This is a genomic window from Marinomonas sp. IMCC 4694 (genome assembly GCF_008122525.1).
In the GTDB taxonomy this organism is placed as follows: Bacteria; Pseudomonadota; Gammaproteobacteria; order Pseudomonadales; family Marinomonadaceae; genus Marinomonas.
In genome coordinates this window covers 420,144-437,746 of sequence record NZ_VSRV01000001.1, presented here as the reverse complement: position 1 = coordinate 437,746, position 17,603 = coordinate 420,144, and the positions used below count along the sequence as shown (strand labels likewise).

Annotated in this window: 16 protein-coding genes; 4 read left to right on the top strand and 12 right to left on the bottom strand. The window is 47.7% G+C overall.

Annotated features, from left to right (window positions below; translation table 11 throughout):
* Position 1: 1 nt before the first annotated feature.
* The 3 genes from ntrC (at position 2) to FXV75_RS02020 (ending at position 2,688) form a co-directional block, all read left to right on the top strand.
* Positions 2-1,435, top strand: coding sequence for a nitrogen regulation protein NR(I) (ntrC, locus tag FXV75_RS02030; protein ID WP_148830950.1), 1,434 nt, complete (start codon positions 2-4; stop codon positions 1,433-1,435).
* Between the two features lie 169 nt (positions 1,436-1,604).
* A complete protein-coding gene (locus FXV75_RS02025) occupies positions 1,605-1,982 on the top strand; it encodes a DUF3461 family protein (RefSeq protein ID WP_148830949.1) in 378 nt (125 codons plus the stop codon).
* Between the two features lie 148 nt (positions 1,983-2,130).
* Positions 2,131-2,688: an L-threonylcarbamoyladenylate synthase gene (locus FXV75_RS02020; RefSeq protein ID WP_148830948.1), complete on the top strand. Its 558-nt coding sequence runs from the start codon at positions 2,131-2,133 to the stop codon at positions 2,686-2,688.
* A gap of 151 nt (positions 2,689-2,839) precedes the next feature.
* On the opposite strand, the gene FXV75_RS02015 is transcribed toward FXV75_RS02020, so the two are convergent.
* The 5 genes from FXV75_RS02015 to FXV75_RS01995 all read right to left on the bottom strand — a co-directional run bounded on the left by FXV75_RS02015 (position 2,840) and on the right by FXV75_RS01995 (position 7,818).
* Positions 2,840-3,553 carry an ABC transporter ATP-binding protein gene (locus FXV75_RS02015; protein ID WP_148830947.1) on the bottom strand — a complete coding sequence of 238 codons (714 nt, stop codon included), beginning with the start codon at positions 3,551-3,553 and terminating at the stop codon, positions 2,840-2,842.
* Positions 3,550-4,431: an ABC transporter ATP-binding protein gene (locus tag FXV75_RS02010; RefSeq protein ID WP_148830946.1), complete on the bottom strand. Its 882-nt coding sequence runs from the start codon at positions 4,429-4,431 to the stop codon at positions 3,550-3,552. The genes FXV75_RS02015 and FXV75_RS02010 overlap by 4 nt, the downstream gene beginning before the upstream one ends.
* Positions 4,428-5,702 carry a high-affinity branched-chain amino acid ABC transporter permease LivM gene (gene livM / locus FXV75_RS02005; protein WP_148830945.1) on the bottom strand — a complete coding sequence of 425 codons (1,275 nt, stop codon included), beginning with the start codon at positions 5,700-5,702 and terminating at the stop codon, positions 4,428-4,430. Before livM ends, FXV75_RS02010 begins: the two co-directional genes overlap by 4 nt.
* Positions 5,703-6,614: an ABC transporter permease subunit gene (locus FXV75_RS02000; RefSeq protein ID WP_148830944.1), complete on the bottom strand. Its 912-nt coding sequence runs from the start codon at positions 6,612-6,614 to the stop codon at positions 5,703-5,705.
* Positions 6,615-6,705: 91 nt separating this feature from the next.
* Positions 6,706-7,818: a branched-chain amino acid ABC transporter substrate-binding protein gene (locus FXV75_RS01995; protein WP_148830943.1), complete on the bottom strand. Its 1,113-nt coding sequence runs from the start codon at positions 7,816-7,818 to the stop codon at positions 6,706-6,708.
* A 179-nt stretch (positions 7,819-7,997) separates the two neighbouring features.
* On the opposite strand from FXV75_RS01995, the gene FXV75_RS01990 reads away from it, so the two are divergent.
* Positions 7,998-8,261: a hypothetical protein gene (locus tag FXV75_RS01990; RefSeq protein ID WP_148830942.1), complete on the top strand. Its 264-nt coding sequence runs from the start codon at positions 7,998-8,000 to the stop codon at positions 8,259-8,261.
* A gap of 56 nt (positions 8,262-8,317) precedes the next feature.
* Here FXV75_RS01990 and FXV75_RS01985 read toward each other — a convergent pair whose 3' ends face one another.
* The 7 genes from FXV75_RS01985 to FXV75_RS01955 form a co-directional block, all read right to left on the bottom strand.
* Positions 8,318-9,367: a divergent polysaccharide deacetylase family protein gene (locus FXV75_RS01985; protein WP_262368436.1), complete on the bottom strand. Its 1,050-nt coding sequence runs from the start codon at positions 9,365-9,367 to the stop codon at positions 8,318-8,320.
* Positions 9,368-9,386: 19 nt separating this feature from the next.
* The gene (locus FXV75_RS01980; RefSeq protein ID WP_148830941.1) at positions 9,387-10,664 is read right to left on the bottom strand and encodes a S41 family peptidase; all 1,278 of its coding nucleotides are present in this window, start codon (positions 10,662-10,664) and stop codon (positions 9,387-9,389) included.
* Positions 10,665-10,746: 82 nt separating this feature from the next.
* Positions 10,747-11,886, bottom strand: coding sequence for a murein hydrolase activator EnvC family protein (locus FXV75_RS01975; RefSeq protein ID WP_148830940.1), 1,140 nt, complete (start codon positions 11,884-11,886; stop codon positions 10,747-10,749).
* A 7-nt stretch (positions 11,887-11,893) separates the two neighbouring features.
* On the bottom strand, positions 11,894-13,423 hold the full coding sequence (gene gpmI, locus FXV75_RS01970; RefSeq protein ID WP_148830939.1) for a 2,3-bisphosphoglycerate-independent phosphoglycerate mutase: 1,530 nt from the start codon (positions 13,421-13,423) through the stop codon (positions 11,894-11,896).
* Positions 13,424-13,534: 111 nt separating this feature from the next.
* Complete coding sequence (locus tag FXV75_RS01965; protein ID WP_148830938.1) at positions 13,535-14,452, bottom strand: LysR substrate-binding domain-containing protein; 918 nt, start codon at positions 14,450-14,452, stop codon at positions 13,535-13,537.
* A 68-nt stretch (positions 14,453-14,520) separates the two neighbouring features.
* A complete protein-coding gene (locus tag FXV75_RS01960) occupies positions 14,521-15,792 on the bottom strand; it encodes an NAD(P)/FAD-dependent oxidoreductase (RefSeq protein ID WP_148830937.1) in 1,272 nt (423 codons plus the stop codon).
* 131 nt (positions 15,793-15,923) lie between these two features.
* The gene (locus FXV75_RS01955; protein WP_148830936.1) at positions 15,924-17,468 is read right to left on the bottom strand and encodes an aldehyde dehydrogenase family protein; all 1,545 of its coding nucleotides are present in this window, start codon (positions 17,466-17,468) and stop codon (positions 15,924-15,926) included.
* Between the last annotated feature and the right edge of the window lie 135 nt (positions 17,469-17,603).

The following is a 17,603-nucleotide window of genomic DNA, read 5'->3' as shown; positions in this document are numbered from 1 at the left end:
CATGGCAACAGAAGAAACCGTATGGATTGTTGACGACGACCGATCCATTCGCTGGGTATTAGAAAAAACATTAGAGCAAGAAGGCATACAGTGTCGCCTATTTGATTCTGCTGAGAACCTCGTCAATATAATTGACAAAGAGCAACCCAGTGCCATTATCAGTGACATCCGTATGCCAGGCATGGACGGACTAAAGCTGCTTGAAAAGCTACAAAAAGACCACCCATACTTGCCTGTTATCATAATGACTGCCCACTCAGATTTAGAAAGTGCGGTCGCTTCTTACCAAGGCGGCGCCTTTGAATACCTGCCTAAACCCTTTGACGTGGAAGAAGCCGTAAGCCTAGTTAAGCGCGCTATGCTGCATCACAAAAATGCGCGACCCAGCACAGAAGATATGGACGCCATCGAAGAGGTACAGGTCGACAAAGAGATCATTGGCGAAGCCCCCGCGATGCAAGAAGTTTTTCGTGCAATTGGCCGGTTGGCCAATTCCAATATAACGGTTTTAATTAATGGCGAATCAGGCACAGGTAAAGAGCTGGTAGCACAAGCGCTTCATACTCATAGCCCCAGAGCCGCCAACCCATTTATTGCACTGAACATGGCGGCGATTCCTCGTGATTTGATTGAATCTGAATTATTTGGTCACGAAAAAGGCGCCTTTACCGGTGCCAACACTCAACGCCGCGGCCGTTTTGAACAAGCTAATGGCGGCACACTCTTTTTGGACGAAATTGGCGACATGCCAGCGGAGACGCAAACCCGTCTATTACGCGTGCTGGCCGATGGTGAATTTTATCGGGTTGGCGGCCATACACCGGTAAAAGTGGATGTGCGGATTATTGCGGCCACCCACCAAAATCTAGAATCTTTGGTAAAAAAAGGCACTTTTAGGGAAGATCTATTCCATCGACTTAACGTTATCCGTGTTCATTTGCCCAAACTCGCTGAGCGTCGCGAAGACATCCCCAAATTGGCGCGTCATTTTTTAAGCCGCGCCGCTGATGAGCTCTCGGTTGAACCCAAAATACTCACGAAAGAAACCGAGCAGTACCTTACCCATCTTGATTGGCCTGGCAACGTACGCCAACTTGAAAACACTTGCCGCTGGTTGATCGTTATGGCATCTGGTCGCGAGGTCTTGGTAGAAGACTTACCACCTGAGCTATTGGCCGCGGTGCCTCACGAACAACCCTTTTCATCATGGGAAGAAGCGCTTAAAAACTGGGTAGACAGCTCGCTCGCAAGCGGACAAAAAGGCATTTTGGATCAAGCTGTGCCTAAATTTGAGCGCATAATGATTGAAACCGCCTTGGCTCATACTGGCGGGCGTCGACGCGATGCGTCTTTATTGCTGGGCTGGGGGCGCAACACACTCACCCGTAAAATAAAGGAATTAAACATTGATCATGCAGAGCAAGACGAGGATTGATTTTTATATTTTTACGTTGCGTTTGTCAGTAAATGCACCCACACAGCTCAGACAAGCGCAACGCTTGCCTGAGCTGTTTCAATTTCTCCGCCTTTGAGCTTGATTTTGTCAGCACAATCCCCTACTAATTAAGCACCACTAAATGGTTATTAATTAATGGGACAACACTATGTATCCAACGCTTCAATCCATGGGGATTACCAGTATTCAAGACATCGAAAAATTCACTTTGCGCTATGAAAGTGGTCACGATGTTTTAAAAATCTATTACCGTCGAGAAAAAGGCTCTTTACTGCCCAAAAGTAAAAAATTCAAATTTGGGCGCTCAACCAAAACCGTACTCGCGGATGGTGGTCAACAGACCTACCGCCAAGTTCAAGAACCCTCGCTTATTGTTCTTCGTGCGATGGAAGAGCTGGAGCAAATTGTTGGCAGACAACACGAGGTTAAGGTAACAAAAGAAGATTTGGTTAACGAGCTCGAGCACTTAGAAAAAGTGATGACCAGTAAAATAAGTGAAATCAGAGACAAGATTAACGCGATGTAACCCAACTATGTTGGTGCTATAAAACAGCACTCCCTACTATTGATTGTCGACAATACCGTGCCTCTTTCGATAGTGGGAGCCTCCTTCAGAGGCCGCTTCAATATGTCGTTGCCGTCTTATTTTTGTTCTCTTTTCGAGTCTTAATCCTATGAATCTTATAACATCTGTGGCCGTATTGGCTGATATTATTCGACAGGGTGGCGTCATTGCTTACCCAACAGAAGGCGTATGGGGGTTAGGCTGCGACCCCTTTAATCACGCTGCGGTGAAACGTATATTAGCCCTGAAAGATCGCCCTGAATCAAAAGGCCTTATTTTAATTGCGGGTGAGGCTAACGCACTTTCCGCTTGGAAAGAAACCTTAGATGCGGCCGCTTATCAGCGTTTAATCAGTGACAATGCCATGCCAACGTCTTGGGTGGTTCCAGACACGCACATCGCGCCAAGCTGGGTACGAGGCGAACACCAAAGCGTTGCCATACGCTTGTCTCAACATCCACCAGTACAAACACTGTGCTTGGCTTTCCAAGGTGTACTTGTGTCAACCTCCGCCAACCCTGCAGGACTGGCGCCAGCCATGAGCGCAGAAGAAGTTCACCTGTATTTTGGCGATCGCATTGACGCTATCTTTGATGCACCGCTTGGCAACGCATCCCAACCTTCTCAGGTGAAGGACATCCTGACAGACGCCGTGTTTAGAGCATAACGTAGCCAAAAACATGCGATAAAAACACTGTGCAAAAGCCCCATCATTATCCACAAGCAACAAAAAAGCCTCGCACCATTTTTGTATAAACAGGGCGAGGCTTTTTGAATAAACGCTTTTAGTGGCAATGAAATCGGTTTACGAGGCTATTTTAGTGTCCACCCAAATACGCTTCACGTACATCCGGGTTAACCAACAGCTCTTGGCCCGTCCCTGTCATCCGTATTTCACCATTCACCATAACATAACCACGATTAGCCAGTTTTAGAGCGTGGTTTGCATTTTGCTCTACTAAGAAAATCGTCATACCCGTACTGGCAACGTCTTTCAAAATCTGGAAGATTTGCTTCACAATGATTGGCGCTAGGCCCAAACTCGGCTCATCCAACAGAAGCAACTTAGGGCGACTCATCAGCGCACGTGCAATCGCCAGCATTTGCTGCTCACCGCCCGACATGGTAGATGCACGCTGGTTACGACGCTCTAATAAGCGAGGAAACAACTCAAACATACGCTGCATGTCTTCTTCCGCATGGTCCATGCCGATAGGAATGGTCCCCATCAAAAGATTTTCTTCTACCGACATACTTGGAAAAATACGACGGCCTTCTGGCGATTGCGCTAAACCGTTAGAGGCAACGTAATGCGCAGACTTTTGCGAAATGTCTTCACCGCGATAGATAATCTCACCTGCAGAAATACGAGGCTGACCAAAAATCGACATCAATAACGTGGATTTTCCTGCGCCATTTGCACCAATTAGGGTAACAATTTCACCTTCATTTACGGTCAATGACACTTGTTTAAGGGCTTGTATCGGACCGTAATGAACATCTACGTTCTTAAATTCCATCAAAGATGTCATAGTGTCACCTCTTCGTCTTCTTCTGCACCCAAATAAGCCGCAATAACTTTTGGATTATTTTTAATCTCATCTGGACCCCCTTTGGCGATCACTTCGCCATGGTCTAACACAACGATGTAATCTGAAATGTCCATCACCATACCCATGTCGTGCTCAATCAAAAGCACCGTGGTATTGTGTTCATCTCGCAATACACGAATCATCTTGGTCAGCGCTTCCGTCTCAGACGGGTTCAAACCTGCGGCAGGCTCATCCAAACAAACGATCTCAGGATTGGTACACATAGCGCGCGCAATCTCTAAACGACGCTGCTGGCCATAAGATAGCTCACCCGCCAAGCGATTGGCTGAATCGGTCAAATCGACCACTCCTAACCAATAAAATACACGCTCTAACGCTTCTTCTTCGGCTTTGCGGTACGACCTAGTATTCAGAATACCTGAAATTAGGCTGCGATTGACTCGCATGTGTTGGGCAACCAATAGGTTTTCCACCACTGACATTTCTTTAAACAAACGAATATTCTGGAAAGTACGAGACAAACCCGCACGATTCACCAAATGCGAACCACCAAACATCTTGTATTTAAGGCGATTAAAAAAAGCGACCGGTGAAAAGAAGTCTGTCGGCTTAAAGGGCTCACCTAATACCTTAATAATGCTGGTTTCTTTGCCAGCCGCAGACAGTAGAATCTTACCGCCTGTCGCTTTATAAAACCCAGTCAAGCAGTTAAACACCGTGGTTTTACCCGCGCCATTCGGACCTATGAGCGCGGACACAGAACCACGTTTAATGTCAAAATTCACGTCGTTTAAGGCTTTGATGCCACCAAAGTGCATCACCAAGTTTTCGACTTTTAAGATATGTTCTTGGCTCATTTGACCGCCCCTTTTCTCGCTGTAAAACCGGTTCGCGTTACACGAACAATACCTCGAGGTTTCCAAATCATCATAACAACCATCAGAATACCGAACATCAATACACGATACTCTGCGAACTCTCGTAACATTTCAGGCAAAACTGTCAAACAGAAAGCCGCTATCACAACGCCTAGTGTAGAGCCCATTCCACCGAGTACCACGATGGCAAGAATCAAGGCTGATTCAAAGAAGGTAAAGGAAGAAGGATTAACAAAACCCTGGTACGTGGCAAAAAACACCCCTGCCAAACCACCGGTTGATGCACCTAACATAAACGCAGAGAGCTTAACCAGAACGTGATTTAGACCCAGTGAACGACACGCTATTTCATCTTCACGCAAGGCTTCCCACGCACGACCGATTGGCATTTTAACCAAACGATGTTTAATGAAAAGAACCGCCCAAACCACGGCAAACAAGACCAAATAAATAAACATATACTTATATGCTGAGTCATAAGGAATATTAAAAAACTCGTGGAAGGTTTCTCCATCTTTTGAGCGTCGTTTGAACTCCAAGCCAAAAAAGGTAGGCAGTGGCGCCGATACTCCATTGGGGCCGTGCGTAAAGGACGCCCAATTTGTCAGTACTAATCGAATGATCTCACCAAAACCCAATGTCACAATGGCCAAGTAGTCACCGTGCATACGCAACACAGGGAACCCTAAAATAGCACCGGCGACGGCAGCTAAAATAGCCGCAATGGGCAACATGGACCAAAAGCCCAAGCCTAAGTTTTCATACCCAAGCGCTAAACCATAGGCACCAATAGCATAGAAACCGACAAAGCCTAGATCTAGCAAACCGGCGAGGCCAACGACGATGTTAAGGCCTAAACCAAGCAGAACGTAAATCAAACCTAAAATAATTACGGTAAGAATGTATTTAGACGCGATGAAAGGCACTAAAAGGCCAATCACGATGACCAAAGGTATGATCCACACCATTTTAGATTTGTGGCCCGGTGCGAGCACAGTGGCGCCGTCGTCGCTATTTGCATAGCGGAATGCCATAGCGATGCCTTTTTCAGTTTGAAAAAAGCACGACATAACAAAACGACCAGCCATCACAACAGCGACCATCCAGGCCACACGACCAAAGCCTGTTTCGAATTCGTATCCATCAAGCAAAACCCCAACAATAGGTCCGAATAGGATAAGCGCTAAGAAACCAGCAACAATGGTATCAATGATGCTTTTTTTGAAATTTATTCCAACTGCTTGGCTCATTTAAACTTTCTCCACTTCAGGTTTGCCTAGAAGGCCACTTGGGCGAATAACCAAAATGAGCACTAATAAAGAGAATGAGAAGACATCTTTATAATCAGAACTGATTAAGCCTGCAAACAGTGCTTCGGATAACCCAAGGATCAATCCACCTAACATGGCACCTGGCAAGGAACCAATGCCGCCCAATACAGCGGCCGTAAACGCTTTAATACCGATAATAAAGCCAACGTAGAAATCAAACGCACCGTAGTCAAGTGTAATCAAGACGCCGGCTAATGCGGCCATCATGGCACCGATAACAAATACGGTAGAAATAACTTTATCCGTATCAATACCCAAAATAGACGCCATTTTACGGTCTTGCTGAGTCGCACGACACATGCGGCCCAGTTTTGTTTTTTGGATAACGTACGTCAACACACCCATTCCTAATAAAGAAATAAACAGAATAAGCAATTTCATGTAAGTAATTTGCACAAAACCGTCACCCACAGTGAAGCGAATGGCCCCCGTTAAAAGAGTTGGTACACCTTGCTGGTTTGCCCCCTGACTTAACTGCACATAGTTTTGTAAAATAAGAGACATACCAATCGCTGAAATCAACACGGATAAGCGACTAGAATTTCGTAGTGGGCGATAGGCAATACGCTCAATAACCCAGCCGTAGGCGCCTGTAACCGCCACGGTTAAGAATAACGTGCCGATAATAATAATTGGAAAAGACTCGATGCCAAAAAAAGTAAGTAAGGCAATAGCAATCGCGGTGATATAAGCAGACACCATATAAACGTCGCCGTGAGCGAAGTTAATCATGCCAATAATGCCGTACACCATGGTGTAACCGATCGCAATGAGTCCATAAACAGAACCAAGGGTAAGACCGTTTACCAACTGCTGGAGAACGATATCCATCGTAAGACCTCGTGAAGGATTTAAAAAAGAGAGGGCTTGTTTATCTACCTATCCGTAGGCAGATAAACAAGTGAAGTCGATTAACTGATTTTTAGTTTACTGGGTTATATTTGCCTTGAGCGTTCCATTCGTACATAACGTAATCGGATACAGTCAAGTCACCTTTGTCATCAAAGTCTTTCTTACCCATTACGGTATTAACAGAATGAGACATCAACCATTCAGCGCCTTTTACAGGATCTAAGTTGTTATTAGACAAGGCAGCCGCAACCACTTGCATCGCAGTATAAGAATACAAAGTGTAACCTTCTGGCTCGTAACCACTATCACGGAACTCTTGGACAATTTTCTTACCTGCTGGGTAAGACGCTGGCGGCGCACCAAACGTCATCAACACGCCATCTACGTATGCTGGAGAACCCGCAACAGAAACGAACTCATCAGAAACGATACCGTCACCAGAAATGAAGATGGCTTTCGAACCTTGTTCACGTAGCTGACGAACTAAAGGGCCGGCTTCTGAGTGAAGGCCACCGAAATACACAACATCGGCGTCTACTGAACGGATTTTAGTGATTACCGCGTTGAAATCTTTTTCACCGCGTGTCAGACCTTCGTACATGACTTCTTTCACGCCGTAAGCGTTTAATGTCGCTTTGGTAGCATCAGCAAGGCCTTTACCATACGTGTCTTTATCATGAATAACGGCAACACGTTTCGCTTTTAGCGTATCAACAATGTAGCTGGCCGCAACATCACCTTGTTGGTCATCACGACCACATACACGGAAAACGTTTGGCAAACCTTGGTCTGTTAGCGTTGGGTTAGTCGAGGCAGGGGTTACCATAAGCACACCCGCTTCTTCATAAATGCGTGATGCTGGGATAGAAGAAGAAGAACAGAAATGCCCTACTACCGCGACAGCACCATCGGAATCAACCAAACGGTTGGCAATGGACACGGCTTGTTTTGGCTCACACGCATCGTCTGCTTTTACAAGCTTGATCATTTCACCATTTAAACCGCCTGCAGCGTTGATGTCCGCGGCTGCTTTCTCAGCCCCTTTCCACAACTGCTCACCGAATGCCGCATAAGCACCAGTATGAGGACCCGCGACACCAATGACGACGTCAGCCTGAGCCACTGTCACCGCACCCGCGATGGCGAGAGATAGTAATGTTTTTTTAATAACCGCATTTGACATAAGAAAAGCCTCTACTCGTTTTGTGTTTTATCGTTATTATTCAAAAGCAAGAAGTGTTCCATAATTACAACCCACTCAATAAAAGGCACAAATTATGGAACTTCCACTGTAACTATTCAAAAAATGTGCATCTTTGTAAGGGTACACAGTAATATCAGACTAAACGTTGGTCAATAGTAGTGCGCAAAAATAATGCAAATAATCTAAATAGTGCATATAAAATCCTGCCGTTGTCGATTCAAACAGCATTTTACACTAAAAAAATTGTCAATACAGTAACTTTCACTGATCATGGTTTGAGAGGAAGTGACAGGAGAAATGCTTGGCACAATCGGGTAAACAAAATAAGAGAGGAAGAGCGTCATGGAAGAGCATCATTAAACAGCGTTTCTGCTACGTTGCTTTTCTATCTGTGTAATGTAGTACAAATTTGGCAAGAATAAATTAGCAAATGATCCGCTTTTTTATCAAAAAGCTCTGGCATAACTAGCGAGCCCGATTATTGAGATTCGACTAACGCTTTATTCGCTCTGACGGCCAACACAGAAGAAAGTGGCACAAGACGAACCCCATCGTTTTCCATTCGGGCCAAGCGTTTGCTTAAATAGCGAGTGGTTTCGGCATAAGGGTGACCAATGGCCAACGCACTGCCATGACGCCGTGCCAGCTTTAACAAGCGTGTGAACTGCTTATCAATGGCTTGTTCGGTGCGAAGGTTATCCAAGAAGACATCTCGACTCACGGTTTTTAATCCGTATTCCTCTGCGGTGCGCCTCGCGACACTGTCTGGACTGGTCAAGCTGTCAATAAAAAACATTGAGCGACCCTGTAGCACCTCCATCACCCATTTCATTGACTGTGCGTTCGTGGTTAACAAGCTGCCCATGTGATTGTTGGCGCCTTGAATGCCTGGCAAACTGTCTAAACTCTCATTTAACATAGCTTTTAATTCATGCTCAGACATCGCTGCGTATAATCCCCCAGGGCCAAGCTTTAACGCTCGCTGATTTTCCATTGGGGCGTGCAATAGGGTCATACGTTTTTGTTGCTGCGCTGTGCGTGCTGTTTGCAAGGCAAACGGTGTGCTCGGCAAAATCGCCAACGCCACCTCAACAGGGAGTGCCAAAGACGCATTCATGCCTTGGCGGCTGTATCCTAAATCGTCTATCAAGATGGCTATTGTGGGGAGATGAGGTCGCTTATCAAGCTCTGAAATCGTCGACGGCTCAATCCTCTCACGGTTTTTTGGTTGATTATTTTGCTGATCACGGCCCACTAGAGTCGGAGCAAAAATCTCGATAGCCGGCATAATCATGGGCCCAGGCGAGGCGATGGTTTCAGTCCGATACGGTGAAATAAGGGGGGCTTCCCAAGGGGCAGGTTGGGCGACATTTAAGACAGGACCCAGTGACAAAGGCGACGCCTGCTGAATCATAAACATCACTGGAGTGGCGCTAGACAGATCTTTGAAGTCGTCGGATGCGTTCGCCCCCTGTGAGAACACCAGTAGGAAAAATACCCATACATAGATTTTATTAATAGTGAGCACGCGCTTTACCAAACATACATTACGGTTTCTGATGGAGTTTCGGCAGCGCCTTTAACATGGTGACCGCCTGAAACAACTGGAAATCTGTTTTTGCCAATTCGCCAATGTCTGATTGAACATCAGCACTGGTTCGCTCTACTCCACCGGTCCCATTACCAAGGTGTCCTTTTAACTCGGCTTCCTTAACAAAAAACGCGCCTTTTTCAAACGTTAATGTCGCTTGAGGTACGGTGATATCAGGGGTAATCCCTTGCGCCTGAATAGAGCGGCCATTGGGGGTAAAATACAAGGCCGTGGTTAATTTCACCGCATCCCCATTGGACAAGGGCACTATCGTTTGTACAGACCCTTTACCAAAGGTTTCTGTTCCCATGATGACGGCTCGCTGGTGATCTTGCAACGCCCCAGCGACAATTTCTGACGCCGACGCCGACCCCTCGTTGACCAATAACACAAGCGGCACATTGGCCAGTTTCGTATTGGTTTCTGTTGCCGTAAATTGGCTCTTTGATATTTCGTGACGACCACTGGTGTAAACAATAATGCCTTCATCAATGAAGGCATCTACGACACCAACAGCGCTTTGCAAAATACCACCGGGGTTGTTCCTTAAGTCCAACACAACCCCTTTGATAGCGCTTTCTTTTTTAAGCGTTTCAATGGCTTGATAAAACTCTTCACTGCTATCGCTTTGAAATTGACTCAATCGAAAATAAGCAATGCCATCGCCTAACCATTTTGCCGTGACGCTGTTGTCCTCTATGAGTCCACGAGTCAGTTCATAGCGCTTAACTTCTCCATTGCGATCAATGTCTAAGGTAACAACAGAACCAATGTCACCTCTCATCAAAGTGACAATATCTTGCATACCCAAATCGGAAATAAATGTGTTATCGATTTTAATGATCACATCACCAGCAACCACACCCGCTTGCGCCGCCGCAGAGCCATCAATGGGCGTTATAATGGTAAGACGTTTGTCTTTTATTTCAACCTCAACACCGATGCCCGCATATTGGCCGGACGTCAGCTCATTGAAATCGACCAATTCACTTTTCGTAAAATATTCAGAATGCGGATCAAGACCGGACACCATGCCTTTCAGCGCTTTGTTGAGAATGTCCTCATCGGACAGCACCTCCACATACCCCTCACGGATGGTTTCAAAGGCTTCAACAAATGACTGGATTTCCGCTGTGGGCAACGCCGGTTTTTCTAGCCCGTCGGCATACAAAGCAGACTGAGGCAGTAATACCAAACAAATAACCACCATTCTCTGACGCAAAAACTTGATCATATTCACCCTTATTCGTTTTTATGTGTCCGCTACTCTGCGTGTACCCGCGACATGTGCCCGCGCATTCTGCTTACTGTATAAATTAGCCAGCTTCGACCCACGCTAATGGCTTCAGTGGGGTACCATTGTGACGTATAGCAAAGAATAAAGCGGCATCGGGGCGACCTCCTGTACTACCAACGGTGGCGACGGCGTCGTTTGCACGCACCCATTCACCCACTTCTTTTAATAAGCTTTGATTGTAACCGTATAATGACATGTAGCCATCACCGTGGTCTAAAATAAGTAAAAAGCCAAACCCTCGCATCCAATCAGAAAACACCACTCGACCCGAAAAAATGGCCTTTACGGCTTCTCCTTCTTTGGCTTGCAGCGTCACACCACCCAGATTAATGCTGCCATTTGACGACAGGGCCGACACCTTGTTTAACGGCCGAACTAACTTTCCCCGTTGCGACGAAAAGGGCACATCTTGATCTGGGATCTGGATGTCTGCCAGCGCCTCTTCTAAACGTTGCAACATCGTTTGCAGATCTTGCTGATCTTGCAATAATTGCTTAGAACGCTTATCGCCACTGGCCAAGTCTTTATCGAGCTTCGCTAATACGTCACGGCGCTCTGCTTGTTGATGGCTCAGCCGAGCTCGCTCGGCTTTTAGCTCTACTTCTTCTTTTGCTTGCTGAGCGCGATGGCTGCGAATGCTTTTTTCGACCAGATTGAGATCACCGACATCATTGATAAAGCCATTTATCAATGACTGCCTAGCATTGGAAAAGTAACGATTGTATTGCACCAAACGTTCCGCTTCTTCTGAACCATCACCGTTCAATAAAAGCTTCACGCTTTCTTCATTGCCAGAACGATAAACCGCCCTTAATTGGGCGGCTATTTGTTCATTTTGTTGTTGAATGCTTAATTGAAGTGAACGCTGCTGGACTCTTAACACCCCCAGCTGCGCCTCACCTTTTTTAAGACTGTCTTGAGTGTTTTGGATTTTTTTAAGCAGCTGCTGAATGTCTTTTTCTTTGATTTCAAGCTGTTGCTCCACCCCAGACCGTTCAGACTTGAGATCCTTCAACCAGCTGTTTAACTTTTGCAGATCTTTTTGCAAGGTCTCAATCTGTTGCTTGGCTTCTTCTGGCGTCTGCGGCGCGCCTGCAGACCAGCATACGCTGGACAGCAAGAACACATTCAACAAAAGGCAACGAAAGAATAACGTCATGCTCGCCTCATGCGCGTGTGAGCAAACTCACACCCGTCATTTCAACAGGCTTTTGCATGCCCATCATGTCTAACAAGGTAGGGGCTAAATCACATAATGCCCCTTCTTTAAGGCCAACACCCGGCGCAGGAGAGAACAACACGAGAGGCACAGGGCCAATAGTATGAGATGTCAAAGGCTGTGAGCCATCATCACTGAGCATTTGTTCCACGTTGCCGTGATCGGCCGTTATGAGACATTGCCCACCGTTCTTTTCTAGCGCTTTGATAATACGACCTAAACACGCGTCCACTGCCTCAACGGCTTGAACCGCCGCAGAGAAAATACCGCTGTGCCCCACCATATCGCCATTGGCGAAATTGCAAATGATCGCATCGTATTGGCCCGCCTCGATCACCTCCACCAGCTTATCGGTCACTTCTGGGGCGCTCATTTCTGGTTTCAAATCGTACGTGGCGACATTAGGAGAAGGGATCAATTCACGCTCTTCGCCTTCAAATAAGGCTTCTTCGCCACCATTGAAGAAAAACGTCACATGGGCGTATTTTTCGGTTTCTGCGATGCGCAGTTGCTTTTTACCATGGCTCGCCAGCACTTCCCCTAAGGTGTTGCTCAAGGCAATCGGCGGAAACGCCACATCGGCTTTGATATCAGAAGCGTACTCTGTAAAGGTCACAAACGACGATAAAACCGGCAATGCAGAACGCTGAAAACCCTCAAAATGCGAATCCGTAAAAGCGCGCGTTAATTGGCGCGCACGGTCAGGACGGAAATTGGCAAAAATAATCGCATCCCCCTCTTGCACAGGAGCAGAATCGCCAATCACGGTGGCTTTAACAAATTCGTCGTTTTCATCACGCTCATAAGCCGCTTGAATCGCGGCTTGCGCACTCGTTGCTTGAAACTCACCTTTGCCCAGTACAATCGCATCATAAGCGGTTTGCACACGATCCCAGCGATTGTCTCGGTCCATAGCGTAGTATCGGCCTGTCAAGGTGGCAATTTTACCCACGCCCAATTCAATCAATTTGGCTTCTAACTCAGCCGTCGGTGTTTGAGCCGAACGCGGCGGCGTGTCACGACCGTCCGTAAAACCGTGCACATAAACCGCTTTGGCGCCCCGTTTAACCGCAAGCTCACACATCGCCATAATCTGTTCATGATGGCTGTGAACGCCACCATCTGATAAAAGACCTAAAATGTGCACTGCATTGCCAGTGGCAACGGCTTTGTCTACCGCATTAACCAGCGCCGCGTTGTCAAAAAAAGTACCGTCGTCAATGGCTTTGCCGATGCGTGTGAAGTTTTGATACACAACGCGACCCGCCCCTAGATTCATGTGGCCGACTTCTGAATTACCCATTTGCCCTTCCGGCAACCCCACAGCAAGCCCGGAGGTTTTAATGAGCGCGTGAGGATGATGTTGCCAAAGCGCATCCCAATTAGGCGTATTAGCCGCGGCAATGGCGTTAGACGTAGACGTTTCGCTGTACCCCCATCCGTCAAGAATAAAGAGCGCTGTGGTCTGTTTGTTCATCTGAATTTATCCCTTACATTGATCATGATTATGGCTTGATACTACCACAAGCCTGTAATTTAATTACAGGCCAGCGCCGCTATTGTGTCGATTAATTTCATCGACTCCAACTCAGATTGCGCTTCGTTTGGCCAGCAACCAATCCCGAAAAATCACCACCTGTTCCAGATCGGCCTTATCTATTGGGTAAGACAGTAGATATTCGTGAGGCGTAGAGACGGCACCGCCAAAAGGTGCCACCAGTTCACCCGACTGTAAGCTCCGCTCTGCCAATATAGTCGGTATAATAGCGATGCCCATACTGTTTTTCGCCGCTTCCAATAACATATGAAAGTGGGCAAACGAGGCACCAGCGAAGGAACCACTTTCCATCCCTTGAGACACCATCCAATCCGGCCACGCATTCATACGTGATGACAAATGCAGAAACGGAAATAAAGTCACGTCTTTGGCTTGCCACTCACCTATTGATGGATTGTCTATTAATGAACGAGCGATACGCTGCAACAACGCCGGCGCGCACACCGCGATCACACTTTCTTTAATCAACTGATGAGAAATCGCCCTAGGCCAATGATCGCCGCCATAATGCAGAATGATATCGATATTTTCAGGGTCTATTTTTGCCGCATCGTCAAGGGAACGGACTTTGATTTGAAATTGCGGATGTTCAAGCTGAAAATCCGCCAACAAGGGCATTAACCAGTAAGACGCCAAAGTTGGTAAAGCCGATAGGGTTAAGGTGGTTTTTTCGTCTTCGCGGTGCAGCATTTTCAGACAGGCGTTTTCCATACCGTCCAGCAAGGGCACGACTTCTTTATAGTAAGCCGCGCCCGTTCCAGTGAGCACTAAGCGCTTGTTAAGACGAATGAATAAATCTCGCGATAAAAAGTCTTCGAGGTTACGAATTTGTCGACTCACTGCACTTTGAGTAAGGTGCAACTCCTCGGCCGCTTTGGTGAAGCTAAGATGCCGAACCGACGCTTCAAAACACTTTAGCGCAGTGGATGATGGAATATATCGGCGCATAGCAACCTTAACGATCAGTGAAACATAAGAAGCGACAACTGTATCCTATCTCCACCGCATTCCCAACTTTAATCCAAGGCATGAGCTCGCTGCCCCAAATGGTAGGTCTGTGCCCCGACTTCATAAAACAGTCGTTTGAACTCTCGCATAGGAATATTACGCAGCAACGTGGTTGGAACCGATAAAGCCTCACGCTTGCCCGTTAGCCACTCAGCCAATTCTTTGCCCATGACAGTGCCAGGACCAATGCCGCGTCCACTGTAGCCCGCGATGCTGTATAAGCCTGGTTGCAACTGTTGACAATGAGGTAAATGGTCTTCGCTGTAGGCAATTTGCCCCGTCCAACAATAATCCCATTCTACCTTGCTTAACATCGGAAATAGCTCGCTAACTCGCTGAGATGCCCAGTTTGACAAAACACGGCCTTCGCCTCCCATACCGCCAAAAATCAATCGCCCTTGTTGGTCGAGACGAAACGAACTCATCACGGTGCAAGTATCCCAAACGCCTTCTTTGTTAGGCAAGACGTGAGCAAGTTGGGATTCAGATAACGGCTTACTAGCAAGCTGACTGTAATAAATAGGCACAAACTTACATGCCTGCTCTTTAAGGCCATACTCACTGTAAGCATTGGTAGCTAAAATAACGGTTTCCGCGCGTATTTCGCCTTGTGCGGTTTGAATACGCCATCCGTTTTCTAAGGGATGAATGCCACTTACGGGGGAATGATCGAACAGTTTCGCCCCTTCTTTTAAGGCCGCTGAAGCCAAGCCCCGTGCGTAAGCCAAAGGCTGAATCGTACCTGCTCGAGGATCGAACAGCGCTGAGTTAAACTTGGTTGAGCCAATGCGCGCTTGCGCCTCGCTGGCGTCCAGCAATCGAACCGGGGCGCCGCGACGTTGCATTTGCTCGCAACGGCGCTGTAACTGTACTAAACCCGATTTCCCGACGCCCGCATGAAGCGTTCCATTACGTACGGGCTCACACTGGATATCATACTCAGCGATGAGTTGATAAACGTAATCCGGTGCAGCGGCAAGCGCGTTATACATCACATTGCCCGCTTCCGCCCCGAGGGTTTTGTCCAGCTGATCGGGTTCCAACCACACCCCGGCATTGGCAAGGCCGACGTTTCGACCCGAGCCACCAAAACCCATTTCTTGCGCTTCAATCACCGCCACCGACACACCAAATTTGGCCAGATGCAAGGCCGCAGACAGGCCGGTATAGCCGCCGCCCACAATCGCCACTTTAACCTCGCACCCACCAACCAACGGCGACAGTTCAGGTCCCGCTGGGGCACTGCATCGCCACAATGAATCACACACACGCTCAGCCATAACAACGACCTCCGAGACCAGATTTCACCGCCCTCAAAAACAATTTAAATTGCACCTGCAATGGAATAAACACATAAAGGCGAGCCGAAACTCACCTTTATGGATCGATCAATGTCATACCCGAACTGGGCTTATTCGAACACAATGCCCTGCGCTAAAGGCAAATCGCCCCCGTAGTTCACCGTGTTTGTAGTGCGGCGCATGTAATTTCTCCATGCGTCGGAGCCGGACTCACGGCCGCCTCCGGTGTCTTTCTCGCCGCCAAACGCACCACCAATCTCGGCGCCCGATGTCCCTATATTTACATTGGCAATACCGCAATCCGACCCCGCTGGCGACATGAACAGTTCAGCTTCACGCAGGCTTTCGGTAAACACCGCCGACGACAGGCCTTGAGGCACTTCGTTTTGAATCTCAATGGCTTCGTCGAATGTGCTGTACGTCAGCACATACAAAATCGGCGCAAAGGTTTCTTCGTGAACGATCGGCGCATCATGAGCGATACGGACAATCGCAGGGCGTACGTAAAATCCATCGGCTGGGACGCCTTCGGTGACACGATCGCCGCCACAAATACTCACACCGCCTTGCTGTTTGGCGGTATCAAGCGCCGCTTGCATGCGATTGAAACTGCCTTCGTCGATAAGAGGCCCCACTAAGTTGCCTTCTTCTAGTGGGTTGCCCACGCGAAGTGAACCGTAAGAGGTCGCCAAGCGCTCCACCAAACCCTCCACAATGGATTCATGGGTGATCAAACGACGCAAGGTGGTGCAGCGTTGGCCTGCTGTGCCCGCGGCCGAAAACACAATCGCACGCAAAGCCAAATCCAGATCGGCGGTGTCCGAGACGATCATGGCGTTGTTGCCACCCAGTTCTAACAAAGAACGACCCAAACGACCCGCCACGGTTTTCGCGACGGCACGACCCATCGCCGTAGAACCGGTGGCTGAAACCAGCGGAAAAGTCTCACTTGAGGCTATCGCCTCACCTAATTCGCGATCACCAATCATCACAGACACCGCGGCTTTCGGAATGTCTGGCATGTCTGCAATCACGTTTTGAGCGATTTTGTACATCGCCAAGGCGCACAAAGGGGCTTTTTCAGACGGTTTAAGCAACACAGGATCGCCGCACACTAGGCCCAACATGGTGTTCCACGCCCAAACGGCCATCGGAAAGTTAAACGCGGTAATCACGGCAACAGGACCAAGCGGATGCCATTGCTCCATCATGCGATGTCCTGGGCGCTCAGACACAATAGACAAACCATGCAACATGCGCGATTGACCTACAGCGAAATCACAGACATCGATCCACTCTTGAACCTCGCCCAATGCTTCTGGAAGAATTTTACCGGCTTCAAGGGAAATCACCTGCGCCAATTCCTGTTTGTATTTGCGTGCTTCATCACCGATGCGGCGCACTAACTCCCCGCGGCGCGGCGCGGGGATTGTGCGCAAGACCTTAAACGCGGCGTTTAATTCTGTACTCACCGCGTCAAGCTGTACCGCTGTGGCATTATGAAACGTGGATAAGGTGGCACCATCGATTGGGCTGTGGGCAGAAAATTCACTGCCTTCGCCTAATGCCTGTGTATTACCGGTTAATACGCTGTAAAACGTATTGCCTTGTTTTAGCGTATTCACGCCCAGTGTTTCTAAGCAAGTCAGTGACATAACAACCTCAATCCGTGTTTTCGTATCAATAAATGGTCAATCCGTTCACCTTAACCAGTGTTGACTCAAATAAGAAATACCGTTTTCCTGCCAGTGGTCTAGTTTTTCCCTATGGCCAGAAGCCAGTCCTATAGG